The following is a 23,581-nucleotide window of genomic DNA, read 5'->3' on the forward strand; positions in this document are numbered from 1 at the left end:
AGCCGCCCCGAGGGGCGGCTTCTTCATGCTCAGTGGCGAATTCGGCCGCTCAGCGATTCGCACGTCGCTGAAGGCCCAGCAGCAGGGTCAGCGCCAGCAGTCCCAATCCCCAAAGCAGCGACATCGCACCGCCGCCGCCACTGCTGCTGGTCGTCGAGGTGGACTTTGTCGAGCTGTCCGAGGTGACCACCGTCAGCGTCTGCGATGAGCTGCTGGTGTAGCCATTGCTGTCGGTCACCGTCAGCCGCACCACCACCGTGCCTGCTGCGGTGGCGCTCAGGGTCGTGGTCGATGCGGTGGCGGAGCCGCTCAGGCTGGCGGACGTGGTGCCGCTGGTGATCTCCCACAGATACCCGGTCAGACTGGCCCCGCTCGCCGCCTTGGATGTGCTGGCGTCCAGCGTCACGCTGGCGCCCACCACCGGCGACGTGGTCGATGCGGTGAACGCGGCGGTCGGTTTCCCGGCGGCCACGGTGAAGGACTTCGTTGTGCTGGCACTGTGGCCGGTGCTGTCGGTCACCGTCAGCTGCACCGTCACCGTGCCGGCGCCGCTGGTCAGCAGCGTGGTGGACGCGCTGGTCGTGCCGCTGCTGAAGGCGGCCAGGCTGGTGCCACTGGTGATCTGCCACAGGTAGCTGGCCACCGTCCGGCCGCTCGGTGCGGTCGAGGCGCTGGCGTCCAGCGTGATCGTCTCGCCCGCCAGCACGGTGGTCGCAGAGGCGTTCAGCACCGGCGTCGGCGCGATGGCCTTGGCTGCGGCCACTGCAGCGCCGGTGTTGAGCATGCCGGCGCCGCAGGTGCTGGTGGTGCAGTAGCACTCCGTCGTCTGCGCCGTGCCGCTGGGCGCCTGGCAGGCTGCCACGCCGCTTTCAGCGCCGGGGAAGGCGTTGGCGGTGCTCTTGATCAGCGAAGTGACCTCGCCCGGCGTCAGGCCGGTGTTGGCCGACATCATCAAGGCGGCGGTACCAGCCACCAGCGGCGCGGAGAAGCTGGTCCCTGCGGCGTAGTTCGTGCCGTCGCTGTAGGTGTTGGTGCTGGGCGACGTGGTGCCGCTGTTGGTCGCGGTGATGATCGGGTAGACGCAGGTGCCGCTGCTGTTGACGCAGTTGCCGGCCGGCGCCGCAATGGAGGCGGCAGATCCGAGATCGGAATAGCCCACCTTGGTGCCGCTGTGCCGCACCCCCACCACGCCGATCACACCGCTGCAATTCGCCGGAGTGCCAACGGCCAGGCCGTCATTGCCGGCGGCGGCCACCACCACGACCCCAGCGGCGTTCAGCTCATTGACCACCGACTGGTAAGCCACGCTGCAACTGCCCGAACTGCCCAGGCTCAGGTTGAGCACCTTGGCCGGCGTCGTGGGCGCGGTGATGCCGGTCCCGCTCAGCCCCGCAGCCCAGCGCATGCCGGCCTGGATGTCCGAGTCATAACCGCCGCACTTGCCCAGCACCCGCACCGGCATCAGCATCACATTGGGGGCCACGCCCGCCATGCCCACGCCATTGTTGGTCGCGGCGCCGATCAGGCTGGCGGTCTGCGTGCCGTGCCAGCTGCTGTCTTCCACGGTGCAATCCTTCAGCGCGCCGGAAGCGGCCTCGGTGGAGGTCACCCAGTCGCCGGGATCGGACGGGTCGCTGTCGCGGCCACCGCCGTCATTGGCCACGGTGGCATCGCTGATGAAGTCATAACCGGCCACCAGCTTGGAGGCCAGGTCCGGATGGCTCTTGACGACGCCGGTATCCAGCACCGCCACCACCACGCTGCTGCTGCCCTGCGTGACCGCCCAGGCGGTCTCCACATCGATGGCGGACTTCAGGCTGGTGGTCGGTGCGCGCAAATACCACTGGCCGGCCACCGGCATGGTGCTGGTCTGGTTGTCCGCATACAGCGGGTCGTTGGGGGTGTAGGCGCCCAGCGCGAAGCGGCGCTGGTCCACCACGGCCCATTCCACGTCGCTGTCGGCGGCCAGCTTGTCGGCCAGCACCTTCGAGCTCATGCCGGAGGCCATCAGCACCTGGCTGCTGGGGCTGATGGCACGGCCATCGCTCAGGGCCACGCCCAAGCGGGCGGTCATGGTGGAGGCGAATTGCGCGCCGGCAGCGGTGACGTTGGTCGCGCTCTGGGCGGTGGCACGTCCGGTGGACAGCACCGAGGCGTTGTTGCGGTACTTGACGATCACCCGGGCCGAGGTGCTGCTGACATCCGCCGCGGGGGCTTGATGCGAGACGACCTTGTTCTGTTCGCCCGAGACGGCGGCTCCCAGAAGACCGGCCCCGGCCAGCAGGGCCAGCGGCAGCAGTGAACGACGCAACAACGACATGAATTCCCCTCGCTCGAACGGCCAGCAGCCGCGGTGGCGGCAGTCTATGCCGCGAAGGGGAGATACAGAGTTGCGAATGTTGAGCGGTTCGTGTCAGTTTGAACACGAGACCGCGATTGGTGAGCAGCGGATGCGTGGGCCGCGAGGTGTGGCGCAGGGCCCGTTGATCGGCCCTGCACCGCTGCTCACTTAGCGACGGGTGCCCAGGTCCATCACCCAGTAGGTGGAGTAGGTGTTGGCGGTGGAGGCCGCCACGCGGCAGGACACGCCCACTTCCTGGAGGTTCGGATTCATGATGTTGGCGCAATGGCCAGGGCTGGCGAGCCATCCGTCCATCACGCTCTGCACCGACCCCTGGCCGGCGGCAATGTTCTCGGCCAGGCCGACCCACGGATAGCCGACGGCGGTGACCCGGCTACCCAGGGTGCTGCCGTTGGAGCCGGTGTGGCTGAAGAAGTTTTTGGACGACATATCGACCGCGTGGTTGTCAGCGGCCTGCGCCAGCAGGGCATTCCAGCTGAGCGCACTGGTGGCCGCAAACGTGCCCGAGGTCCCGCAATTGGCGCCCGCGGCACGTGCGGCATTGATGCGGTTGAGCAGCTCTTGCTCGAAAGCCGCTTGCGTGCCCAGGCCGCAGTTGGTCTGTGCGTCCGGGTTGGTTCCGGTGCCACCGCTGCTGGCGGAGTCGCTGCCGCCGCCACCGCAAGCGGCAAGCGTCAGGCTGAGCAGCAGCGCCGGCCAGACGGCACGGCGGCCAGGGGTGGCATCAGCGGCATGACCAGCATGAGCGGCTTGCGCGGCACCAGCGCGGAGAGGACCGGCGGCGCGTTCGTGTGTCAAAGACGTGTCCATCCCGGAATCATAGAAAGTGACATCCGATACGTCTGGAACCAAACGTATCCCTGGCGACACCGCCGCAGAAGATGTGCAAATGTTCATGAATCCTCCGGGGGATGCAACCGGCGGTAGGCGCTGAGGTGTCGCAGCGACGCCTGGGTCTGGCCCAGCCGCTCCATCAATACGCTCAGGTTGTAGTGGGCATCGGCCAGTCCCGGGTCCAGCACCAGCGCCCGTTCGTAGGCCTGGACGGCCTGATGCAGGCGGCCGGTGTCTTCCAGCGCGGTGGCGCGGTTGAAGTGGATCAGGGGCGTGTCCCCGCAGTGGGCCAGGGCGCGGTCGTACAGGGTGACCGCCTCCTTGCAGCGATGGGACTCGCAGAGCAGGGCGCCTAGATTCACATACGCCACGTCCAGGCACGGATCCAGGGCGATGGCCTGCCGATACGCCGCTTCCGCGGCCGCAGCGTCGCTGGCCTCCAGATGCAGCGCCTGCTGGAATCGTCGCCAGGCGATGGATGAATCGGTGCCGGCAACGGCTGGGGCCTCTTTCAAAAACGAAGCCGCCGCCGGGTCTGGAGAGCGCGAGTCGTCGGACGCGTCAACGGAGTCAGAGGCGTCAGAGGCCTCAAAAGAGTCAGAGGAGTCAGAGGAGGCAGAGGAGGCTGGGGAGGCAGAGGTCGCCATCGTCGCCGCGGACGACAGGTCCTCCAGCGGCAGCAGCAATTGCCCCGACAGCGCATCACGCCGCAAGCCCTGGTCGCTGGCCTCGATGGCGCGGCCCGACGCACGCAGCCGGATGCTGGCCAGATGTTCATCCTCCCCCAGCGACGCCTGCACATTGCGCAGCGCCTGCACCACCTTGCGATGTGGAATGCGAGCGTCCCGCAGGGCTTTGGCGGTACGCAGCACCACCATGTCGCGCAGGCTGAAGCGCCAGTCATCGGGCGGGGCGGGGGACGGTCGCAGGATGTCGGCCTCCACCAGCGCCTGGATGAAGCGCCGACTCACCCCGACCAGCTTTTCCGCCTGCCGCAGGCTGTAGCCGCTGTCCGCGGTCGGCATCACTTGCGGGCGCGGCTGCGCGGGGCGGGCGCCGCCTGGGGTTCGGGCGCGGTCACGGCCCGCTTGGCCGGCTTGCGGGCTGCGGGCGCGGGCTTGAGCTTGGTGACGTTGGTCGCCTTGCCCGCAGGCCTTTTCTTTTGCAGGCTGGATCGCAAGGCGTCCATCAGATCGATCACCTGGCCGCTGGCGGGTTCCTCCTCGCCATGGGCCGATGCCACGATTTCCTTACCCTGCACCTTCTCATCGATCGCGGCGAGTACGCGGGCCTTCTCCTCGTCCTGGAACTGTGCCGGGTCGAAGGTGTCGGCGGCAATCTGGTCCACCAGTTGCAGCGCCAGTTGCAGCTCGGTGCTGGAGACCGGCGCGGTCTCGATGTCCAGGTCCGCCAGGGAACGCACCTCTTCGGCGTATCGCAGCTGCTGAAGAATCAGGCCGTGCTCATCGGCACGCACCTGCACGATGTACTGCTTGGCCTTGAAGGCCCATTTGGCCAGGGCACACCGGTCCGACTGGCGCATGGCTTCGGCCAGCAGGGAATAGGGCTTGGCGCCGCGCTTGTCCGGCGCCAGCAGATAGCTCTTGTCGTAGAACAGCGGGTCGATGGAGCTCAGGGGCACGAAGCTGACGATGTCGATGACGCGGCTGCTGCCTTCCTCCAGGTTCTTCAGCTCCTCCGGCGTGAACAGCACGAAGTGGTCCTTCTCGACCTCGTAGCCTTTCATCATGTCCTTGCGCTCCACGACCTGACGGGTGCGCTCTTTCACATACTGCTGCTTCAGGCGCGAGCCGTCCTTGTCCAGCAGATTGAAGCGCACGTCGGACCCTGGCTCGGTGGCGGAATACAGCCGCACCGGCACATTCACGAGACCGAAGCTGAGGGTGAGCGAAGCAATGGAACGGGCGGAGGTGGCCATGGCGTACTCCTGGAGATGCCCTTGAGGGTAGGGGCAGGCGCAGGCCAGCGGCATCCGACGGCCGTCCGTTGTGCTGTAGGACAGCAGGAGGCCTCAAGGGCGCTGCCGGCCGTGACGGCCCTGGCGTGCCGTGCGGAAGGTGAGGGACCAGCGCATCTGGTCCACGGGTGCCACGCTGTGTTGCCAGTCCCAGCGGGCGACGCCGGTAATGGCGTAGATGGACCGCGGTTCGACCTTCAGGCGCAGGACTTCTTGCTTGTGAGTCGGCTCGTGCGGATACGGTCGGAAGCGCAGGGTGGCCGGTCCGCCCAGCGACACGCCGAAGATCTGCTCGAACTCGGGCACGTCGCGATGCCAGCCCAGCGGCGTGCCCGGTGCATAGGCCGCCACCAGGGTGTGCACCAGCGACGACGGCGCCACGCCCGCCCAGGCCGCGACGCGGTCACGCAGCGGATGCAGCGCGTCGATGAGCGGCGCGGACGGCTCGAGGCGGTTGGTGTCGTAGTCGAAGCTGCCCCCATAACTGACCACCTGACGGCGGGCCGTGTACTGCTTGTAGCGGGCCGCTTCGAGTGGCAGCGACGCCACCACCGTCAACAGGTGCGCCTCTTCCTCGCGCGACAGAAAGCTGTCCTGGAGGCGCAGTCCGTCCGGCAGACGGTCCTGCGGAATGGGCAGTTCGTCGAACAGACCAAACTGAGACGGCGATGGAAGAGGGCTCATGCCACTGCATTGTGGCGTCTGAGCCGTTCCGGGGCTCACGTCAGGGCTGTTGCCCTCCGCCCATCACAGGTTCAGCGCTTGCGTCAGATCGCCCATCGGCTGCGCGCCGTTGGCGGTCAGCGCCTTGTCGCGCGCCGTGAGGCCCGGCAGCGGCGTCAGGCCGAAACGACGCGTGATCAGGCGCAGCACCGAGGCCGTGTCGTACTGCGTGTGGTCCACCGTGCCCTTCTTGGAGAAGGGCGAGATCACCAGCGCGGGCACCCGGGTGCCGGGGCCCAGCTTGTCGCCCTTGGGCGGCGACACGTGGTCCCACTGGCCGCCGTTCTCGTCATAGGTGATGACGATGACCATGTTCTTCCACTGCGGGCTGGCCTGCAGCTTGGCCACCACGTCGGCGATGCGCTGGTCCGCGTTGGTGATGTTGGCGTAGCCCGGATGCTGGTTGTACAGGCCTTCCGGCTTGTAGAAGGCCACGGCAGGCAGGGTTCCTGCGGCGGCATCGGCCACCAGGTTGTCGTAGTCCTTGAGGTGGGTGGACCGGTCGGCGGCGTGCGTCACCGGGTCCATGTTGGCGTAGTAGTTGAAGGGCTGGTGATGCGGCTGGAAGTCGACCGCGTCGGTGCTGGCCACGCCGCTGCTGTTGGCCGCGTAGATCACGCTGCGCTTGGTCGTTGGCGCCTGGGTGCCGTCCTTCAGCGCCGCGTTCCACGCGCCGCCATACCAGGCCCAGCTCACATTGCGGGCGCTGAGCTGGTCGCCGATGTTGGTCTGGGTCTGGGCCGGCAGGGTCGTGGCCTTGGACGGGTCGGCGTAGAGCCCGTTGTTGCCGCTGACATCCACCGGCGCATTGCCGCTGGGCTGGAAGGGCGCCTGCATCGTGTTGACGGCGTAGAACTTGCCGTCACCGAAGTAGTTGGCCGGCGTGATGTTGCCGGAGAGCTGGAAGACCGGCGCGGCATCCAGTGCCGAAGCCTTGGACGTGGCGGCCACCGACAGCTGATGCGTGTAGCTGCCGTCAGGGTTCTTGTCCAGCACCGTGATCGTCGGCTTGGCGGCGGCGGTGTCCGCATTCGGATACTCGGGCGCGCAGGCGCAGATCAGGTATTGGTGGTTCAGGAAGGAGCCACCGAAGGCGCCCTGGAAGAAGTTGTCCGCCAGGGTGTATTGCTGCGCCAGCTTGTACAGCGGCGAGGCGCTGTAGTCGAAGTAGCCCATCACCAGGCCGCCGGAATCCGCCCAGGCGGCGAACAGGTCGTTCTTGCCGTCGTGGATCTGCATCTGGTTTTCGAAGAAGCGGTGATAGAGGTCGCGGGTGACGACGCTGCCGTCGATCGTTGCATTGGCGCTGGCCCGGAAGGCCGTGCCGATGTTGAACGGGCTGTTGGGCTGGCCGGCGCTTTGCGCCTGGGTCACGGTGACCGAGCTGCCCGGTGCCGTGACACCGCCCCAGACCGGCGGGAGCGCGGACAGCGTCGTGCTGCCGTCGCGGTCCTTCTGCGGCAGGTAGGCGGCGGTCACCGTGCCGTCCGTGTTCAGCACCGTGCTCAGGCCGTTGGCGTTGGGGAAGCGTCCGTACAGGTTGTCAAACGCACGGTTCTCGGCATAGATCACCACGATGTTCTGCACCTTGTCCTGCAAGGCGGTGGTGGTGTCCGTGGTGCCGCCATTGCCGCCGAAGCAGCCGCCCAGGCTGAGCAGCGTGCCCAGCGCCACGGGCGTCAGAAGGGAGCCTGGACGCAGCGGGCGGACGAGGCGGGAGGGGAACTTCATATCGGTCTCCTGAGACAAGCCATTCGGAAAAAGCGAACCGGCCGAAGGTTGCGGCTGTCACATGACATGTACGTGTCACAGCGGCTGGGTACACAGCAAGCGCGCACGGGCCTGCCAGGCCTGTTGTGTTTCCGAATCCTTGTGTTGCTCGACATGTGTCGGCTGTGTCTGTGAGGTTTCTCTGTGAGCGTGTCATCGTTGTGTCTTCGAGGTGTGGTGGGGCTGTGGCGGGGTGTCGTGGGTCGGCCCGTGGGGACGGGCATGTGGCCCGTTTCCGCGCTGGCTCTCGTGCTGCTGCTGGGCGTACCAACGGTGTTCCACGTGCGGGCGGCCTGGGCCGCTGTGCATGACGGCGCGACGCGGCCGACCATTGCGGCAAGCGCGCAGGTGGCGAAGGTGGACCCACCTGCGACCCCTTTCTACGCAAGCACCTTCCAGCGCAATCCAAGCCCCGCCGAATTGACCGAGCTCGGCCGGCAGCTCTTCCATGAGACGGCCTTGTCGGCCAGCGGGCGCATGTCCTGCGCGTCCTGCCACGATCCGGCCCATGCCTACGGGCCTCCCAACGGCCGCGCCGTTCAGTGGGGCGGCGCGGGCGCGCAGGGCGTGCCGGGCCTGCGCGCGGTGCCGTCGCTGATGTACCGGCAGACCACGCCCCCGTTCAGCGAGCACTTCTTCGACAACGACGGCAATGACGCCGAAGACCAGGGGCCGACTGGCGGCTTCGCCTGGGATGGTCGCGCCGGCTCGGCGCATGAACAGGCGCAGGCACCGCTGCTGTCGCCGTTCGAGATGGCCAACCGCGATCGTGGCGAGGTGGTGAAACGGCTGGCGGCGTCCCCGTCCGCGTCGGCGATGCGCGCCACCTTCGGTCCGCAGGTCCTGGACGATACGGCGACTGGGTGGAAGGGCCTGGTGTTGGCGCTGGAAGTCTTTCAGCAAAGCCCCGGCGACTTCGCACCCTTCAGCAGCCGTTATGACGACTACCTGCGCGGCAAGGTCACGCTGACGGCAGCGGAAAGCCGCGGGCTGCGGGTCTTCAATGACGCCACCCGAGGCAACTGCGCGTCCTGCCACATCAGCGACATCAAGCGCGGCGCCTTTCCGCTGTTCACCGACATGGGCCACATCGCCCTGGGCGTGCCCCGCAACCCTGCCATCCCGGCCAACCGTCAGGCCGACTGGTACGACCTGGGGCTGTGCGGTCCTCTGCGCCAGGACCTGACGCAGCATGCGGACTACTGTGGCCGCTTCAAGACGCCGTCCTTGCGCAACGTGGCCACGCGACAGGTCTTCTTCCACAACGGCAGCATGACGCGGCTGGATCAAGCCGTGCGTTTCTACGCTGAGCGGGACGTGCATCCGGAGCGTTGGTATCCGAGGGATGCCAAGGGGCGGGTGCGCAAGTTCGATGACCTGCCACCGGCCTATCACGCCAACGTCAACCGGGAGGTGCCCTTTGGCGGGCAGCCGGGCGGCCGGGCCACGATGAGCGAGCAGGACATCGCGGACGTGGTGGCCTTTCTGAAGACCTTGACCGATGCTCCGAAGGCGGCGGAGCGCGGGACGGGCAAGAACGGCGGGAGCGTCTCCACCGCAAGCGCTGAGAGCGCCATGAACGCCATGAGCGCCACAAGGGACACAAGCGCCATGAGCGCCACGAGCAGAAGGGATGCGACGATGGATGCTGGACCTGCAAGGCCTTGACCGGACCCTCTGCACGCTTTTGCTGCGTTGGTCACAATCGACCGATCATTGCTTCCTTCTCGCACCATGACCGATCTGTCCCGCTTCCCCATCACCCAGAAATGGCCCGCGCAGCATCCCGACCGTTTGCAGCTGTATTCGCTGCCGACGCCCAACGGCGTGAAGGTCTCGATCTTCCTGGAAGAGGTGGGGCTGCCTTACGAAGCCCACCTGGTGAGCTTCCAGACGAATGACCAGCTGTCGCCGGAATTCCTGTCGCTGAACCCCAACAACAAGATTCCCGCCATCCTCGATCCGCAAGGCCCGGGCGGCGAGCCGCTGGCCCTGTTCGAGTCCGGTGCCATCCTGATCTACCTGGCCGAGAAGACCGGGCAGTTGCTGCCCACCGATCCGGCGCGTCGTTATGAGACGCTGCAATGGGTGATGTTCCAGATGGGCGGCGTGGGCCCGATGTTTGGCCAACTGGGCTTCTTCCACAAATTCGCGGGCAAGGACTTCGAGGACAAGCGCCCTCGCGACCGCTACGTAGCCGAGTCCAAGCGGCTGCTGAAGGTGCTGAACGACCGCCTGACCGGCCGCGGCTGGATCATGGGCAACGACTACACCATTGCCGACATCGCCATCTGGCCGTGGGTCAACACGCTGGCCCACTTCTATGAGGCCGGTGATCTGGTCGGCCTGTCGGAGTTCAAGGATGTGCAGCGTGTGCTGGAAGCCTTCCTGGCACGGGATGCGGTGCAGCGGGGGCTGAATGCTCCCGCACGGACCTGAGCGGGTTCATGCGGTCCGCGCGCGGGTGCCCAGCGACATCGGCGAGCGGCTTCGTCAAGCGACTTTGACGGGGCGCTCGCCTCGATCTCAATAATGCGGCGGCAGTTCATCCCGCAGGCTGCGGGGGCCGTCGCCGCGTCCGTCGGGCATCTGGCGCCGCAGTTGGGTGATTTCGCGCACCAGCGCCTCGATCTGCTGTTGCTGCAAGGCGACCTGGGCATTGAGCGTGTCCAGCAGGTCTTCGGTGAAGCTGGCCTTGATCTCCAGCTCGGTGATGCGCTGCTCCAGTTGGGCAGCGGTCTCGGGGACGGATGAGGGTTCGAATTCCTGGCTCATGGCCAGGATTGGAACATCATTGCCTCGACCGCGCCGCGGATCACCGCATCACCGCTGCGACATCAGCTCCGCAATCACCGGCACCGGCGCATTGCCGTAGCTCAGGAATTCCTCGTGGAAGTCCTTGAGCTTGAAGCGATCGCCCAGCGCCTGGCGACGTTTCTCGCGCAGTTCCATGATGTCGGCGTAGCCGCTGAAGTAGCTGGTCAACTGCACCGAGGTCAGTTGCACCCGGCGCCACTTCTCACGGGCTTCCCGCTCGGTCTGGAAGGCCTGGCGCATCAGCAGATCGAGCGCCTGCTCCTGCGTCATGCCCTTCACGTGCACGCTGTAGTCCAGGATCGTGTTGGTCACGCTGCGCAGGTTCCACTTGCTGTACATCAGCCACATCTCGGGCGCCTGGTTGCCGTAGCCGGACTCCAGCATCATCCGCTCGCCATACACCGCCCAGCCTTCCACCATGGCACCGTTGCCGAACAGCGCCTTCACCAGCGACGGTGACTTGTTCGCATGCACCAGCTGCGTGTAGTGGCCCGGCACCGCTTCATGGATGTTGAGGATTTGCAGGATCCAGTGGTTGTACTCGCGCAGGGTGCTTTCCGCCTGCTCGTCGGTCAGGTCGTCCAGCGGCGTGACGTTGTAGTAGGTGCGGTCCTGCGGCCGATACGGGCCGGGGGCTTCGATGCCGGCGCCGGCCACGCCGCGCTGGTAGACCGGTGTCTCACGCACCATCAGCGGCTTGCTGGGGTCCATGACGAGCAGGTCGTGGTCCACGATCCAGCGCTCCAGTTGCGGGATCTGGGCGCGGATCTCCGCCACGAAGTTCTCCCGCTTCACATGCTGGGCCGAGAGCGTGCCGATCACCGCACCGATCTTGGCAAAACGGTCGGCGGGCTTGGGGGCGTCGCCCTGCGTCTGCGTCCACAGCTGATCGGCCAGGCCGTCCATGCGGGTCAGCAGTTCCTCGCGGGCGGCCAGGGCCTTCTGGTACATCTGCTCGGCGCTGTGGGCCGACTGGATGTCGTAGCCGAATTTTTTCTCGTACAGCGCCTGGCCGAGACGGAAGCTGCGCGCCGATCCATCCGCCTTGAGCGTGGCCAGCGTCTGCGTCAGGCTGCTGCGCCAGCCCTGCACGGCAGCGCGGGCGGCGGCCAGGCGCTGCTGAAGCTGTTGGCGCTCGGCCTTGCTCAGGCCTTTGGCCGCATCGCTGTCGGCGGCTTTCTGGATGTCCTCCAGCACGCTCAGCACGCCAGGGGCCTGGTCGATGGCGAGCTGGGTGTGCTCCAGCGTGGGATGGTTCAGGTTGGCGGCGCCCGCCTGGTAGTAGGCCGGCACCTGCGCCAGTCGGCTGGACAGGGCGCGCAGCCGCTGGGGCAGCGGGGCATAGTCGGTGTTGAGGATGAGGTCGAGCAGGCTCGCCACATTCACCGAGGCCGGGTTCCATTCGAATTCGCGCAGTTCGGTCAGGGCGAACTGGTCGCTGCGCAGCTTGTTGAGCAACTGGCCCAGGTCGGTGCGGGACGCCGCGCTCAGGGACGCGGCCTGCACCGCTTCGAAGCGCTGCAGCCACTGGCGCACAAAGCTCAGCTGGGCCGCGCGGCTTTTGTTGTCGGGCAGGTTGAGCCGGGCCGCGAATTCATAGCGCCCTGCGGCCACGGCGGCATCGGGGTCCAGGCGCCACAGCGCTTCGATGAAGTCATGGGCAAGACGCTGGAAGCGCTTGTCCGCGGCGGACGAGGGGAGGGGCCGGGAAGGGCTGGCCGTGCCTGCCGATGCGGACGCCGCGCCGGGGGCTGCACGTTCGGCCGCATGTTCGGCCGCACGTTCGGCGGCATTTTGGGCCGCAACATCCGGCAGGCCGGCGGCCAGCGTCACGCCGCTGAAGACGCTTGCGGTCATCAGCGCGGCGGTGGCCAGCAGCGATCGGGTCGGAGACAGGGACGGCATCCCGCAGCGCGCGCGAGAGCCCAGACGGAGGAGGGTGGGGGCAGTCATGGGGCGCCAGCATAACGACGGGGTGGTCGGTGCCAAGCGCGTGAACCCCAGCTTGGCCGTCAATGCGGCGATCATCGCCCCGCCGTGCGGCGAAGCGATGACCGGTGCGCAGGCGCGAGGGGCAGAGAAGCGGAGGCCCGGAGGCCCGCAGGCGCGGGTAGAAGCCTCCGAGCCAGCGTTATCCGATCAGCCAGGTGCTGATGCGGAAGGTGAGCCACGAGGCCAGATAGGCCAGCGCGAACAGGTAGCCCAGCATGATCGCGGGAATCTTGTAGCCGTTGGTCTCGCGCTTGACGGCCGCAATGGTGGACAGGCACTGCGGCGCGAACACATACCAGGCCAGCAGCGAGAAGGCGGTCGGCAGGCTCCAGGTCTGCACGATCAGCGGCGTCAGGGCCTGGGCGGCATCTTCCGCCGTGGCGGACAGCGAATACACCGTGCCCAGCGCGCTCACCGCGATCTCCCGCGCCGCCAGCCCCGGCACCAGCGCAAGGCTGATCTGCCAGTTGAAGCCGATCGGCTCGAACACCACCGCGAGCGCACGGCCCAGCATGCCGGCGATGCTGTATTCGATCGGCGCGCCGGTCGCACCCGGCGGCGGTGCCGGGAAGCTGGAGAGCAGCCACAGCAGCAGCGTCAGCGCCAGGATGATGGTGCCCACGCGCTTGATGAAGATCTCGGTGCGCTGCCACAGGCCGATGGCGATGCTGCGGCCATGCGGCCAGTGGTAGCTGGGCAGCTCCATCATCAGCGGACGCACCTGGCGGCCGCTGCTGGTGAAGCGCTTGAGCACCCAGGCCACGCCCATGGCCGCGAGGATGCCGGCCATGTAGAGCGCGAACAACACCAGCCCCTGCAGGCCGATGCCGCCCCAGACGGTGCGCTCCGGAATGAAGGCGCCGATCAGCAGCGCATACACCGGCAGGCGGGCCGAGCAGGTCATCAAGGGCGCGATCAGGATGGTCACCAGGCGGTCGCGCGGATTGGCGATCGAGCGGGTGGCCATGATGCCGGGAATGGCGCAGGCAAAGCTGGACAGCAGCGGGATGAAGCTGCGGCCCGACAGGCCCACCGACCCCATGATCCGATCCAGCAGGAAGGCGGCACGCGGCAGATAGCCGGACTCTTCCAGGATCAGGATGAAGAAGAACAGGATCAGGATCTGCGGCAGGAAGACCAGCACCGAGCCGACGCCCGCGATCAACCCGTCCACGATCAGGCTGCGGAAGTAGCCTTCCGGTAGCAGGGCGCCAACCCGCTCGCCGAGCCAGGCAATGCCGCCTTCGATCACGTCCTTGGGCGGCTCGGCCCAGGAGAACACCGCCTGGAACAGGAAGAACAGCAACACCGCCAGGATGATCGGGCCCAGCACCGGATGCAGCACGATGCGGTCCACCTTGTCGCTGGGCAGCTCGCCCTGGTGGCTGTCGAGCTTGAGCTCGCGCAGGATGGTGGTGATGCGTTGCTGGTCGTCGCCTTCCGCCGCCTCGCCGGGCTGCGCAGCCTGCAGGGGATCGGCGGCCTGCCAGGTCTCGGGCTGGTCCAGCACCGCGCGCAGCTCATCCAGGCCGTGGCCATCGGTGGCCACGGTGCGCACCACCGGCACGCCCAGCAACTGGCTGAAACGCTGCGTGTCCACTTGAATGCCGCGACGGGCCGCCAGGTCGGACATGTTCAGCGCCACCACGCAGGGCACGCCCTGACGCTGCACGGCAAAGAAGAGGCGCAGATTGCGGCGCAGATTGGTGGCGTCGAGCACACACACCACCAGGTCGGGGCGCTTTTCGCCCTGAGCGCGGCCGGCCAGCACATCCACGGTGACGCGCTCGTCCGGCGAGCGCGGATAGAGGCTGTAGGTGCCCGGCAGGTCCAGCACGCGCAGCAGCTTGCCGGCGGCGGTGCGCAGCCGGCCTTCCTTGCGCTCGACCGTCACGCCCGCATAGTTGGCGACCTTTTGGCGGCTGCCGGTGAGGCGGTTGAAGAGCGCGGTCTTGCCGCAGTTGGGATTGCCCACCAGGGCCAGCAACGGGCCAGCGGGGTGGACGTGGATCACGGCCTCACGCATGCGGGGCTCCGTTCAGCGGCGCGATGCACGACGCATCCTCATCCATCCCCAGCAGATGGACACAGTCTGCCTCCGCACGTCGCAGTGCGAACGTGGACTGTCCGATGCGCACCACCAGCGGGTCCTGCCCCGGCAGAGCGCGTGCCAGCACGGCCACATGTTCACCGGCCACGAAGCCGAGTTCTTCCAGCCATTGCTTCCATTCCGGCGCGTAGGCGGGAGCCTGCAGCGCCTTGACGCGGTGCGCCTGGCCGATGGCGGCGTGGGCGAGGGTAGGGATCGGGACAGCGCTCATGAGTTGGGAATCCAGGCGAGCCGAAAGAGCTGGCGAAGTGACAATTCTAAATGAAAGTAATTCTCAACTCTGCGGAATCGCTTGGGGACCCTGGCGGGCAAGAGCTGGGCGATTGGCGCTCGGTCCGCGGCGCGACCCCGTTTAGAGCCCGCGCCCCAGATCGCCAGGGGCCGCAAACGTTTAGCGTTTTCCTTAGACTCGTCTACACTCCGCGATCCTTAAAATCCGCCCCGCTCCGTCCAGCCGGCACCTGTCTTCCGCTCCCCTCCTGCTGCCCCACCGATGCGCCTGCGGCCACCGTCCGTGCGCCACGGTTGATAAGGTCTTTGGCAGCGGGATGGCCCGGATCGTGCATGCTGACGGGCTTGTGTTTGGACTCTTCCCTCGTTGAATCGGGACTGCAATGAAGCCTTCCATGTCGCTTTCCTCGCTCATGTCCGGCCTGGTGCTGGCACTGGTGTCCGGCACGGCGCTGGCGCAAGCCACCACGCCGGCGGTCATCTTCGACATGGGCGGCAAGTTCGACAAATCCTTCAACGAGGCCGCCTACCGCGGCGTCGAGAAGTGGAAGGCCGACACCGGCGGCAAGTATTTCGAATTCGAGATCAGCAACGAAACCCAGCGCGTGCAGGCCATCCGCCGCATGGCCGAGCGGGGCGCCAGCCCCATCATCTCGGTGGGTTTTGCGCAGGCCTCGGCGCTGAACCAGGTGGCCAAGGACTTCCCCAAGACCAAGTTCGTCATCATCGACGAGAAGGTCAACCAGCCCAACGTGCAGTCCGTGCTGTTCAAGGAACAGGAAGGCAGCTTCCTGGTGGGCGCGCTGGCCTCGCTGACCAGCAAGACCGGCAAGGTCGGTTTCATCGGCGGCATGGACATCCCGCTGATCCGCAAGTTTGAATGCGGCTACGAGCAGGGCGCCAAGGCCGCCAACCCCAAGGTCGAGCTCTTCAAGAACATGACCGGCACGACCGCCACCGCGTGGAACGACCCCACCCGCGGCGGTGAGCTGGCCAAGGCCCAGTTTGCCAAGGGCGTGGACGTGGTCTTCGCTGCCGCTGGGGGGACCGGCGTGGGCATCTACCAGGCCGCCAAGGACGCCGGCAAGTTCGCCATCGGCGTGGACAGCAACCAGAACCACCTGCAGCCCGGCACCATGCTGAGCTCGATGGTCAAGCGGGTGGACGTGGCCGTCTACAACGTGCTGAAGGAATGGAAGCCGGGCGTGCTGGTGCTGGGCCTGAAGGAAGGCGGCGTCGAGTACGCGCTGGACCAGGACAATGCCAAGCTGATCTCGCCGGCGGTGAAGGCCAAGCTGGACGGCTACAAGGCCGACATCGTTGCCGGCAAGATCAAGGTGGCCGACTACATGGCCGACAACGCCTGCAAGAACTGATTCCCTGGCGTTCACCATGACAGAGTCCTCACGCGGCGGACCCGCGCCCGCGGTACGCCTGTGCGACATTTCCAAGCGCTTCGGCGCGGTGCAGGCCAACCGCTCGGTCAGCCTCTCGGTCATGCCCGGCACGGTGCATGGCCTGGTCGGCGAGAACGGTGCCGGCAAGAGCACCTTGATGGCCATCCTCTACGGCTACTACCATGCCGACGAGGGCCACATTGAGATCAATGGCCAGGCGGTACAGATTGCCAATTCGCATCAGGCCATTGCCCTGGGCATCGGCATGGTCCATCAGCACTTCATGCTGGTGGACACGCTGTCCGCGCTGGACAACGTCATGCTCGGCGCGGAGCCGGCTTTCTTCCTCGCCCGTGCCAAGCGTCAGGTGCGCAAGGACCTGGAAACGCTGATGCGCGACACCGGCCTGCATGTGCGGCTGGACGCCACGGTGGCCGACCTGCCGGTGGGCGAGCTGCAGCGGCTGGAGATTCTGAAGGCGCTGTACCGCGGCGCCCGCATCCTGATCCTGGACGAACCGACGGCGGTGCTGACGCCGCAGGAAACCGACCAGCTGTTCGACGTGCTGCGGCGTCTGCGCGAGCGCGGCACGACCATCCTGCTGATCACCCACAAGCTGCGTGAAGTGATGGCCCTGTGCGACGCGGTCACGGTGATGCGTGCCGGCGCGGTGGTCAAGACCACGCCGATCGGCGACACCAGCCCCGAGGACCTGGCCGAGAGCATGGTCGGTCGCAAGGTCAACCTGGGCCGGGCCGGTGGTGCCGCCCAGCCGCAGTCGGACCAGCCGGTGCTGCGCGCCGAAGGCCTGAGCGTGGCCAGCGGCGCCGGCGTGCATCTGCTCACCAATGTGCAGCTGGCCCTGCGCCCGGGCGAGATCGTCGGCGTGGCCGGTGTCTCGGGCAACGGCCAGAGCGAGCTGCTGGAAGTGCTGGCCGGCATGCGCGCGCCCGATGCGGGCTCGATGCACCTGGCCGGGCGCGACTTCCGTCCCGCCACCTGGCTGGACCCGCGCACCGCCCGCGACCTGAAGCTGGCCCATGTGCCGGAAGACCGCCACCTGCTGGGCATGGTGCTGAGCTTCCCCGCCTGGGAAACCGCCGCGCTGGGCTACCACGAGCAGGACCAGTACTGCGCCGGCCCGCTGGGCCTGGCCATGAACCAGCGCCACCTGCGCGCCCAGACCGCCCGCATGATGGAGGACTTCGACGTCCGCCCGCGCAATGCGGAACTGGGCTCGTCCAAGTTCTCCGGCGGCAATCAGCAAAAGCTCATCCTGGCGCGCGAGATCGGCCAGCAGCCGGCGGTGCTGCTGGTGGGCCAGCCGACCCGCGGCGTGGACATTGGCGCGATCGAATTCATCCACAACCGGCTGCGCCAGTTGCGCGACGCCGGCTGCGCCATCTTGCTGGTCTCCAGTGAACTCGACGAGATCCTGGCCCTGGCCGACCGCGTGGTGGTGATGAATGCCGGCCGCATCACCGGCGAGCTCAGCATCGAGCAGTGCAACGAAAAGACCCTGGGCCTGCTGATGGCCGCCACCCCTGACCGCGCGGACACGCCCTCGGGCGCCCCTGCCGCGAAAGCCTCCTCATGAGTAGCCAAGCCTTGCAAATGCCGCGCTGGATGGATCTGGTGCTGCTGCCGCTGTGGAACCTGCTGATCGCCCTGCTGGTGGCCGGCGGCGTGGTGCTGTTGATCGGCGCGAGCCCGCTGCAGGCCCTGACCGTGCTGCTGGAAGGCGCACTGGGCAGCGCCCGCGGCCTGGGCTACACGCTCTACTACACCACCACCTTCATCTTCACCGGCCTGGCCGTGGCCGTGGCCTTCCACGGCGGCCTCTTTAACATCGGCGGGGAAGGGCAGGCGACGCTGGGCGGCATCGGCGTGGCGCTGCTGTCGCTGTGGCTGGGCCCGAAGCTGCCGGCGGTGATCATGCTGCCGCTGGCCATCCTGGCGGCCGCCGCCTTCGGCATGCTGTGGGCCGCGGTGCCGGGATACCTGCAGGCCTGGCGCGGCAGCCATGTGGTCATCACCACCATCATGTTCAACTTCCTGGCGGCCAGCCTGAACGGCTACCTGCTGGTGAACTGGTTGCGCCCGTCCGGCTCGATGTCGGTGGAGAGCTCGGACTTCGCGCCCTCGGCCCGCATGCCGGCCCTGCATGAACTGGCTGCCCGCTTCGGCTGGGAACTGCCGTCGTCGCCGCTGAACCTGTCCATCGTGCTGGCCGTGCTGGCCTGCGTGTTCGTGTGGTGGTTCCTGTGGCGCAGCCGCGCCGGCTACGTGCTGCGCGCCGTGGGCGCCAATGCCAATGCCGCGCACTATGCCGGCATCCGTCCGCGCTGGCAGGTGCTCGCGGCCATGGGCCTGTCCGGCGCGCTGGCGGGCCTGGTGGGCATCAATGAAATCGCCGGCGTGCAGGGCAAACTGACGCTGGACTTCGTGGCCGGCGCCGGCTTCACCGGCATTGCGGTGGCGCTGATGGGCCGCAACCATCCGGTGGGCATCGTGCTGGCGTCGCTGCTCTTCGGCGTGCTCTACCAGGGCGGCGTGGAAGTGTCCTTCGAGGTGCCGGGCTTCAGCCGCGAGATGGTGGTGACCGTCCAGGGCCTGATCGTGCTCTTCGCCGGTGCCATGGCCATGGTGAGCGCCCCGATGTTCGCCCGGCTCTACACGATGCTGACCCGCCGCGCCCGCAGCGCGGCTGTTGAGGGGACAACCCATGGATGAGGTGCTGATCGGGTCGGTGCTGGCCTCGACGCTGCGCGTCACCACGCCGCTGCTGTTCGCGGCCCTGGCGGGTCTGCTGTGCGAGCGCTCCGGCGTGGTGGACATCGGGCTGGAAGGCAAGATGCTGGCCGCCGCCTTTGCGGCCGCGGCCGTCACCAGCGTCACGCATTCCGCGCCGCTGGGCATTGGCGCGGCCATGCTGGTGGCCTGTGCCATGTCGGGTCTGCACGGCTTTGCCTGCGTGACCCATCGCGGGGACCAGGTCGTCTCCGGCGTGGCCCTCAACATGGTCGCCGCCGGCCTGACCGTGGTGCTGGGCATTGCCTGGTTTGCCCAAGGGGGACAGACGCCGCCGATCGACGCCAGCCAGCGCCTGACCGGCCTGCTGCCGCAGTTCGCGGAACCGGTGCCCGGCAGTTGGGTCGGCTCGGTCATCGGCCACGGGCTGCTCAGCCACAACCTGCTGGTGTACCTGGCCTTTGCGCTGGTGCTGGTGGTGTGGTTCTTCCTGGAACGCACCCGTCCGGGCCTGCGCCTGCGGGCCGTCGGTGAGAACCCGGCGATGGTGGATGCCGCCGGCGTGTCGGTGCCGCGTCTGCGCTACACCGCCCTGATGCTCAATGGCCTGCTGTGCGGCCTGGGCGGCGCTTACCTGACGCTGGCGCAGAACGCTTCGTTCTCGCCCAACATGACGGCGGGTCGTGGCTTCATCGCGCTGGCTGCGATGATCTTCGGCAAGTGGAAACCGCTGCCGACGCTGGCCGCCTGCCTGCTGTTCGGTTTCCTCGATGCCATCGCCATTCGGCTGCAGGGCGTCTCGCTGCCTGGCATCGGCGAAGTGCCGGTGCAGGCCATCCAGGCGCTGCCCTATGTGCTGACGGTGGTCCTGCTGGCTGGCTTCATCGGCCAGGCGGTGGCGCCGAAGGCGCTGAGCAAGCCGTATGTGAAGGAACGCTGAGCGGCGGCCCGGCATGCTCGAGGGCTTGTCCGTCCTCGATCGGCCGCACCGTGTTCATCGAGGCCGCGCGCCCGGCGCGGTTCTGCGACGCTTTCAGCGTGCCAGCGCCCATGCCCGCGCGCTGGGCTAGGCGCCCCGTGTCGACTGAACAGACACTGAAGAATGAAGGGAACGATGATGCAGATTCCAGGTTTGAACGACGCCCTGGTGCAGCAATTGCTGAAGGCCGCGATGGACGCGCGTCAGCACTCGTACGCACCGTATTCGAAATACCTCGTTGGCGCTGCCGTGCTGGATGAGCAGGGCCGCATCCATGCCGGCTGCAACATCGAAAACGCCGCCTATCCGCAAGGCTGGTGCGCCGAGACCACCGCCCTGGGCCACATGATCATGGCGGGCGGACGCATCGCCCGTGCCGTCATGGTGACCGGCGCCGGCAGCGAAATCATCACGCCCTGCGGCGGCTGCCGCCAAAAGCTGCGTGAGTTCGCGCAGCCTGCCGACCTGATCGTCATCGCCGGCGACAGCACTGGCGTGCGCGCCCACTGGACGCTGGAGCAGTTGCTGCCCGCCAGCTTCGGCCCCGACCATCTCAAGAACGCCTGAAGGAGAACCTCATGTCCATGCCCTTGCAAGGCGCCGCCCTGGAAGCCGCCATCACCACCAGCCTCGCCACGCTCAAGGCCACCTTCGGCGAGACCGCGCCGGAAGTCGCCGTCGTACTGGGCTCCGGCTGGAGCGGTGCGGTCGAGCAGTTGCAGGACCAGCAGCACCTGCCCTATGCCCAACTGCCCGCTTTCCCGCAGCCCAAGGTGGAAGGCCACGTGGCCGAAATCACCGTCGGCCGGGTGGGCCAGCAACGGGTCGTGATGCTGCGCGGTCGCGCCCATACCTATGAGAGCGGCGACTGCACCGGCATGGCCGGCGCCATCCGCAGCCTCAAGGCCTGGGGCGTGAAGCTGCTGCTGCTGACCAATGCGTCGGGCAGCCTGCGCTCGCACCTGCCCCCGGGCAGCCTGATGATGATCTCCGATCACATCAATGCGCCGCAGCGCTCGCCGCTGACCGGCCTGCCGGGCAATGACCGCTTCACCGACATGAGCACCGCCTACGACGTCGAACTGCGCCAGCAGGCGGTCAAGGTCGCCCAGACCCACAACCTGGTGCTGGGGCAGGGCGTGTACGTGTGGGCCGTGGGTCCGCAGTTCGAAACGCCGGCCGAGATCCGCATGTTCTCCGCCTGGGGCGCCGATGCCGTCGGCATGAGCACCGTGCCGGAAACCATCCTGGCCCGCCATGCCGGCCTGCGGGTGGGCGGTCTGGCGCTGATCACCAACATGGCCGCCGGCCTGTCCGACGAAGCGCTGACGCATGCGCTGACGCTGCAGCAGGCCAAGGCTTCCGGGGACCGCGCCGCGGCCTTCCTGGGTCAGCTGCTGGCCTCGCTGGCCACGATGGAATCGCTGCGCGCCTGAGATCGGGCGGCGCAGCCTGCAGGGAGTTGACGATGAAGACCGACATGAGTCTCGAACAAGCGGCGCGTCTGGCGCTGCAATGCCTGGACCTGACCAGCCTGAACGAGGGGGACACGCCCGCCACCATCGAGGCGCTGTGCCGCCGCGCCGTCGGTGCCGAGGGCCGCGGGCCGGTGGCCGCCGTATGCGTGTGGCCGCGTTTCGTGGCGCAGGCCCGTGCCGCGCTGCCGGCCGGCATCCAGGTGGCCGCGGTGGCCAACTTCCCCGATGGCAGCCTGGACCTGCCGCGGGTGCTGGCGGAGATCCGTGACATCGCCAGCGCTGGTGCTCAGGAAGTGGATGTGGTGCTGCCGTATGCCGCGCTCCAGCAGGGCCAGGCCGGCGAGGTCGCCGAATTCCTGGCGGAGGTGCGCCACGCCACCCGCCCGCTGACCCTCAAGGTCATCATCGAATCCGGCGTGCTCAAGACGCAGGACCTGATCAAGGAAGCCACGCGCCTGGCGCTGATGGCCGGCGCCGACTTCGTCAAGACCAGCACCGGCAAGACGCCGGTGTCCGCGACGCCCGAGGCGGCCCGCGCCATGTTGTCGGAAATCCAGGCCAGCGGTCTGGGACATGCCGGCTTCAAGGCCAGCGGCGGCATCCGGTCGGTGGCGGATGCGCGAGGCTATCTGCAGCAGGTGGCCGACACGCTGGGCACTGACGCGCTGCAGCCGCGCCGCATGCGCTTTGGTGCCAGCGGGCTGCTGGACGATATCGAGGCGGTGCTCGCCGGCCAGGCCAGCCAGGCCGTGCCCAGCGCGTACTGAGAGGCCGCGGTCCATGCTGGCGCAGGAAATCATCCGCACCAAACGCGAAGGCCATTCGCTGGACGAGACCCAGATCCAGCACTTCGTGCGCGGACTGGTCGATGGCAGCTGGAGCGAAGGCCAGGTGGCCGCGCTGGGCATGGCCATCTTTCTGCGGGGCATGACGCGGGACGAGGCGGTGGCCCTGACGCGCGCGATGCAGCACAGCGGCCGGGTGCTCAGCTGGCCGGACATGCCCGGCCCGGTGCTGGACAAGCATTCCAGCGGCGGCGTGGGGGACAAGCTCAGCCTGATGCTGGCCCCGCTGGTGGCCGCATGCGGCGGCCATGTGCCGATGATCGCCGGACGAGGCCTGGGCCACACCGGCGGCACGGTGGACAAGCTCGAAGCCATCCCGGGTTACTGCACCACGCCGTCGCCCGCGGACTTCGACCGGATCGTGCGCACCCTGGGCTGCGCCATCATCGGCCAGACCGGGGACCTGGCTCCGGCGGACAAGCGCTTCTACGCCACGCGGGACGTCACGGCCACGGTGGAGAGCGTGCCGCTGATCACCGCCAGCATCCTGTCGAAGAAGCTGGCGGCCGGCCTGCAGGGCCTGGCCATGGACGTCAAATGCGGCAACGGCGCCTTCGCGGCCACGCCGGCCTTCGCGCAGGAACTGGCGGGCAGCATCGTGGAGGTGGCGCAGGGTGCCGGTCTGCGCACCCATGCGCTGATCACCGACATGAACCAGGTGCTGGGCGCGGAGATCGGCAATGCGCTGGAAGTGCAGGGCGCGCTGGACTACCTCACCGGTCGTGTGCCTCGCGACCCGCGCACCCATGAGCTGACGCTGTCCCTGGCGGCGGAGATGCTGCTGATGGGCGGCCTGGCCCCGGATCTGCCTGCGGCCCGCAAGACGCTGCAGGCCGCGCTGGACAGCGGCGCGGCGGCCGAGCGGTTTGGCCGCATGGTGGCAGCGCTGGGCGGTCCGACGGACCTGCTGGAGGATCCCGGACGCCACCTGCCCGCCGCCCCGGTCATCCGTCCGGTGCCGGCGCCTCGAGCCGGGCGCCTGACCGCCATGCAGACGCGGGACATCGGCCTGATCATCGTGGAGCTGGGCGGCGGACGTCGCCTGCCGGGCGACACCCTGGACATGCGGGTCGGCTTCAATGGCGTGCGGCAACTGGGGGATGTGGTGGACGCGGGCGAGCCGCTGGCCTACGTGCATGCGGCCAGCGTTCAGGCGGCCGATGCCGCTGCCGCGCGCCTGCAAGCCGCCATCACCCTGAGCGACGCTTCAGCGCCGTGGACCGCGGCGCCGCTGGTGCTGGGTCGCCTGGCCTGAGGCGCTGGCCGGTCGCCACCCAGTTGCCCACGCGGCCGGCCCCCAAGCGGCCGGCCCCA

20 protein-coding genes are annotated in these 23,581 nt (G+C 67.8%); 10 read left to right on the top strand and 10 right to left on the bottom strand.

The genetic code is table 11. From position 1 onward, the window contains the following. Positions 1–49 precede the first annotated feature (49 nt). The 6 genes from DES44_RS09045 to acpA form a co-directional block, all read right to left on the bottom strand. Positions 50–2,320 carry a S8 family serine peptidase gene (locus tag DES44_RS09045; protein ID WP_083525494.1) on the bottom strand — a complete coding sequence of 757 codons (2,271 nt, stop codon included), beginning with the start codon at positions 2,318–2,320 and terminating at the stop codon, positions 50–52. 189 nt (positions 2,321–2,509) lie between these two features. After that, positions 2,510–3,172 (bottom strand): CAP domain-containing protein, encoded by a 663-nt coding sequence (locus tag DES44_RS25005; protein ID WP_083525495.1) that lies wholly within the window; start codon positions 3,170–3,172, stop codon positions 2,510–2,512. 83 nt (positions 3,173–3,255) lie between these two features. Next, positions 3,256–4,221 carry a tetratricopeptide repeat protein gene (locus DES44_RS09055; RefSeq protein WP_058934660.1) on the bottom strand — a complete coding sequence of 322 codons (966 nt, stop codon included), beginning with the start codon at positions 4,219–4,221 and terminating at the stop codon, positions 3,256–3,258. Further along, a complete protein-coding gene (gene ku, locus DES44_RS09060) occupies positions 4,221–5,135 on the bottom strand; it encodes a non-homologous end joining protein Ku (protein WP_058934661.1) in 915 nt (304 codons plus the stop codon). Before ku ends, DES44_RS09055 begins: the two co-directional genes overlap by 1 nt. A gap of 93 nt (positions 5,136–5,228) precedes the next feature. Beyond that, a complete protein-coding gene (locus DES44_RS09065) occupies positions 5,229–5,858 on the bottom strand; it encodes an alpha-ketoglutarate-dependent dioxygenase AlkB (protein WP_058934662.1) in 630 nt (209 codons plus the stop codon). Between the two features lie 63 nt (positions 5,859–5,921). After that, on the bottom strand, positions 5,922–7,628 hold the full coding sequence (gene acpA / locus DES44_RS09070) for an acid phosphatase (protein ID WP_083525496.1): 1,707 nt from the start codon (positions 7,626–7,628) through the stop codon (positions 5,922–5,924). Between the two features lie 261 nt (positions 7,629–7,889). Here acpA and DES44_RS09075 point away from each other — a divergent pair, with 261 nt between their 5' ends. Both DES44_RS09075 and DES44_RS09080 read left to right on the top strand, forming a co-directional pair. Beyond that, a complete protein-coding gene (locus tag DES44_RS09075) occupies positions 7,890–9,335 on the top strand; it encodes a cytochrome-c peroxidase (RefSeq protein WP_083525497.1) in 1,446 nt (481 codons plus the stop codon). A 66-nt stretch (positions 9,336–9,401) separates the two neighbouring features. Beyond that, the gene (locus DES44_RS09080) at positions 9,402–10,106 is read left to right on the top strand and encodes a glutathione S-transferase N-terminal domain-containing protein (protein WP_058934663.1); all 705 of its coding nucleotides are present in this window, start codon (positions 9,402–9,404) and stop codon (positions 10,104–10,106) included. An 87-nt stretch (positions 10,107–10,193) separates the two neighbouring features. Here DES44_RS09080 and DES44_RS09085 read toward each other — a convergent pair whose 3' ends face one another. The 4 genes from DES44_RS09085 to DES44_RS09100 all read right to left on the bottom strand — a co-directional run bounded on the left by DES44_RS09085 (position 10,194) and on the right by DES44_RS09100 (position 14,797). Beyond that, entirely contained in the window at positions 10,194–10,442 is a 249-nt protein-coding gene (locus DES44_RS09085) for a SlyX family protein (RefSeq protein WP_058934664.1), read from the bottom strand. Between the two features lie 48 nt (positions 10,443–10,490). Continuing rightward, on the bottom strand, positions 10,491–12,389 hold the full coding sequence (locus DES44_RS09090) for a DUF885 domain-containing protein (RefSeq protein ID WP_058934665.1): 1,899 nt from the start codon (positions 12,387–12,389) through the stop codon (positions 10,491–10,493). Between the two features lie 226 nt (positions 12,390–12,615). Next, positions 12,616–14,502 carry a ferrous iron transporter B gene (feoB, locus tag DES44_RS09095; protein ID WP_058934666.1) on the bottom strand — a complete coding sequence of 629 codons (1,887 nt, stop codon included), beginning with the start codon at positions 14,500–14,502 and terminating at the stop codon, positions 12,616–12,618. Next, complete coding sequence (locus DES44_RS09100; protein ID WP_058934667.1) at positions 14,495–14,797, bottom strand: FeoA family protein; 303 nt, start codon at positions 14,795–14,797, stop codon at positions 14,495–14,497. Before DES44_RS09100 ends, feoB begins: the two co-directional genes overlap by 8 nt. A gap of 415 nt (positions 14,798–15,212) precedes the next feature. Between DES44_RS09100 and DES44_RS09105 the strand changes: the two genes are divergently transcribed. From DES44_RS09105 to deoA, 8 genes are all read left to right on the top strand, one after another. Continuing rightward, positions 15,213–16,193 carry a BMP family lipoprotein gene (locus tag DES44_RS09105; protein ID WP_310732355.1) on the top strand — a complete coding sequence of 327 codons (981 nt, stop codon included), beginning with the start codon at positions 15,213–15,215 and terminating at the stop codon, positions 16,191–16,193. A 16-nt stretch (positions 16,194–16,209) separates the two neighbouring features. Beyond that, positions 16,210–17,811: an ABC transporter ATP-binding protein gene (locus DES44_RS09110; RefSeq protein ID WP_058934669.1), complete on the top strand. Its 1,602-nt coding sequence runs from the start codon at positions 16,210–16,212 to the stop codon at positions 17,809–17,811. Continuing rightward, the gene (locus DES44_RS09115) at positions 17,808–18,947 is read left to right on the top strand and encodes an ABC transporter permease (protein WP_058934670.1); all 1,140 of its coding nucleotides are present in this window, start codon (positions 17,808–17,810) and stop codon (positions 18,945–18,947) included. The genes DES44_RS09110 and DES44_RS09115 overlap by 4 nt, the downstream gene beginning before the upstream one ends. Then, positions 18,940–19,905 (top strand): ABC transporter permease, encoded by a 966-nt coding sequence (locus tag DES44_RS09120; RefSeq protein ID WP_058934671.1) that lies wholly within the window; start codon positions 18,940–18,942, stop codon positions 19,903–19,905. Before DES44_RS09115 ends, DES44_RS09120 begins: the two co-directional genes overlap by 8 nt. A 174-nt stretch (positions 19,906–20,079) precedes the next feature. Beyond that, the gene (gene cdd / locus DES44_RS09125; RefSeq protein WP_232309978.1) at positions 20,080–20,511 is read left to right on the top strand and encodes a cytidine deaminase; all 432 of its coding nucleotides are present in this window, start codon (positions 20,080–20,082) and stop codon (positions 20,509–20,511) included. Between the two features lie 11 nt (positions 20,512–20,522). Then, a complete protein-coding gene (locus DES44_RS09130; RefSeq protein WP_198164929.1) occupies positions 20,523–21,380 on the top strand; it encodes a purine-nucleoside phosphorylase in 858 nt (285 codons plus the stop codon). Between the two features lie 44 nt (positions 21,381–21,424). Further along, on the top strand, positions 21,425–22,189 hold the full coding sequence (gene deoC / locus DES44_RS09135) for a deoxyribose-phosphate aldolase (protein WP_116001568.1): 765 nt from the start codon (positions 21,425–21,427) through the stop codon (positions 22,187–22,189). A 13-nt stretch (positions 22,190–22,202) separates the two neighbouring features. Next, positions 22,203–23,522, top strand: coding sequence for a thymidine phosphorylase (gene deoA, locus DES44_RS09140; RefSeq protein ID WP_058934673.1), 1,320 nt, complete (start codon positions 22,203–22,205; stop codon positions 23,520–23,522). The last annotated feature ends 59 nt before the right edge of the window (positions 23,523–23,581 follow it).

The organism is Roseateles depolymerans (assembly GCF_003387155.1).
GTDB lineage: Bacteria > Pseudomonadota > Gammaproteobacteria > Burkholderiales > Burkholderiaceae_C > Roseateles > Roseateles depolymerans.

What these genes read in the sequence shown, in the direction of transcription:
- DES44_RS09085 (WP_058934664.1), bottom strand. Translation starts at nt 10,442, where the DNA reads ATGAGCCAGGAATTCGAACCCTCATCCGTCCCCGAGACCGCTGCCCAA.
- DES44_RS25005 (WP_083525495.1), bottom strand. Translation starts at nt 3,172, where the DNA reads ATGGACACGTCTTTGACACACGAACGCGCCGCCGGTCCTCTCCGCGCT.
- DES44_RS09055 (WP_058934660.1), bottom strand. Translation starts at nt 4,221, where the DNA reads ATGCCGACCGCGGACAGCGGCTACAGCCTGCGGCAGGCGGAAAAGCTG.
- DES44_RS09130 (WP_198164929.1), top strand. Translation starts at nt 20,523, where the DNA reads ATGTCCATGCCCTTGCAAGGCGCCGCCCTGGAAGCCGCCATCACCACC.
- cdd (WP_232309978.1), top strand. Translation starts at nt 20,080, where the DNA reads ATGATGCAGATTCCAGGTTTGAACGACGCCCTGGTGCAGCAATTGCTG.
- deoC (WP_116001568.1), top strand. Translation starts at nt 21,425, where the DNA reads ATGAGTCTCGAACAAGCGGCGCGTCTGGCGCTGCAATGCCTGGACCTG.
- DES44_RS09115 (WP_058934670.1), top strand. Translation starts at nt 17,808, where the DNA reads ATGAGTAGCCAAGCCTTGCAAATGCCGCGCTGGATGGATCTGGTGCTG.
- DES44_RS09075 (WP_083525497.1), top strand. Translation starts at nt 7,890, where the DNA reads ATGTGGCCCGTTTCCGCGCTGGCTCTCGTGCTGCTGCTGGGCGTACCA.
- DES44_RS09110 (WP_058934669.1), top strand. Translation starts at nt 16,210, where the DNA reads ATGACAGAGTCCTCACGCGGCGGACCCGCGCCCGCGGTACGCCTGTGC.
- deoA (WP_058934673.1), top strand. Translation starts at nt 22,203, where the DNA reads ATGCTGGCGCAGGAAATCATCCGCACCAAACGCGAAGGCCATTCGCTG.
- acpA (WP_083525496.1), bottom strand. Translation starts at nt 7,628, where the DNA reads ATGAAGTTCCCCTCCCGCCTCGTCCGCCCGCTGCGTCCAGGCTCCCTT.
- DES44_RS09105 (WP_310732355.1), top strand. Translation starts at nt 15,213, where the DNA reads ATGTCGCTTTCCTCGCTCATGTCCGGCCTGGTGCTGGCACTGGTGTCC.
- ku (WP_058934661.1), bottom strand. Translation starts at nt 5,135, where the DNA reads ATGGCCACCTCCGCCCGTTCCATTGCTTCGCTCACCCTCAGCTTCGGT.
- DES44_RS09100 (WP_058934667.1), bottom strand. Translation starts at nt 14,797, where the DNA reads ATGAGCGCTGTCCCGATCCCTACCCTCGCCCACGCCGCCATCGGCCAG.
- DES44_RS09090 (WP_058934665.1), bottom strand. Translation starts at nt 12,389, where the DNA reads ATGCCGTCCCTGTCTCCGACCCGATCGCTGCTGGCCACCGCCGCGCTG.
- DES44_RS09045 (WP_083525494.1), bottom strand. Translation starts at nt 2,320, where the DNA reads ATGTCGTTGTTGCGTCGTTCACTGCTGCCGCTGGCCCTGCTGGCCGGG.
- DES44_RS09065 (WP_058934662.1), bottom strand. Translation starts at nt 5,858, where the DNA reads ATGAGCCCTCTTCCATCGCCGTCTCAGTTTGGTCTGTTCGACGAACTG.
- DES44_RS09120 (WP_058934671.1), top strand. Translation starts at nt 18,940, where the DNA reads ATGGATGAGGTGCTGATCGGGTCGGTGCTGGCCTCGACGCTGCGCGTC.
- DES44_RS09080 (WP_058934663.1), top strand. Translation starts at nt 9,402, where the DNA reads ATGACCGATCTGTCCCGCTTCCCCATCACCCAGAAATGGCCCGCGCAG.
- feoB (WP_058934666.1), bottom strand. Translation starts at nt 14,502, where the DNA reads ATGCGTGAGGCCGTGATCCACGTCCACCCCGCTGGCCCGTTGCTGGCC.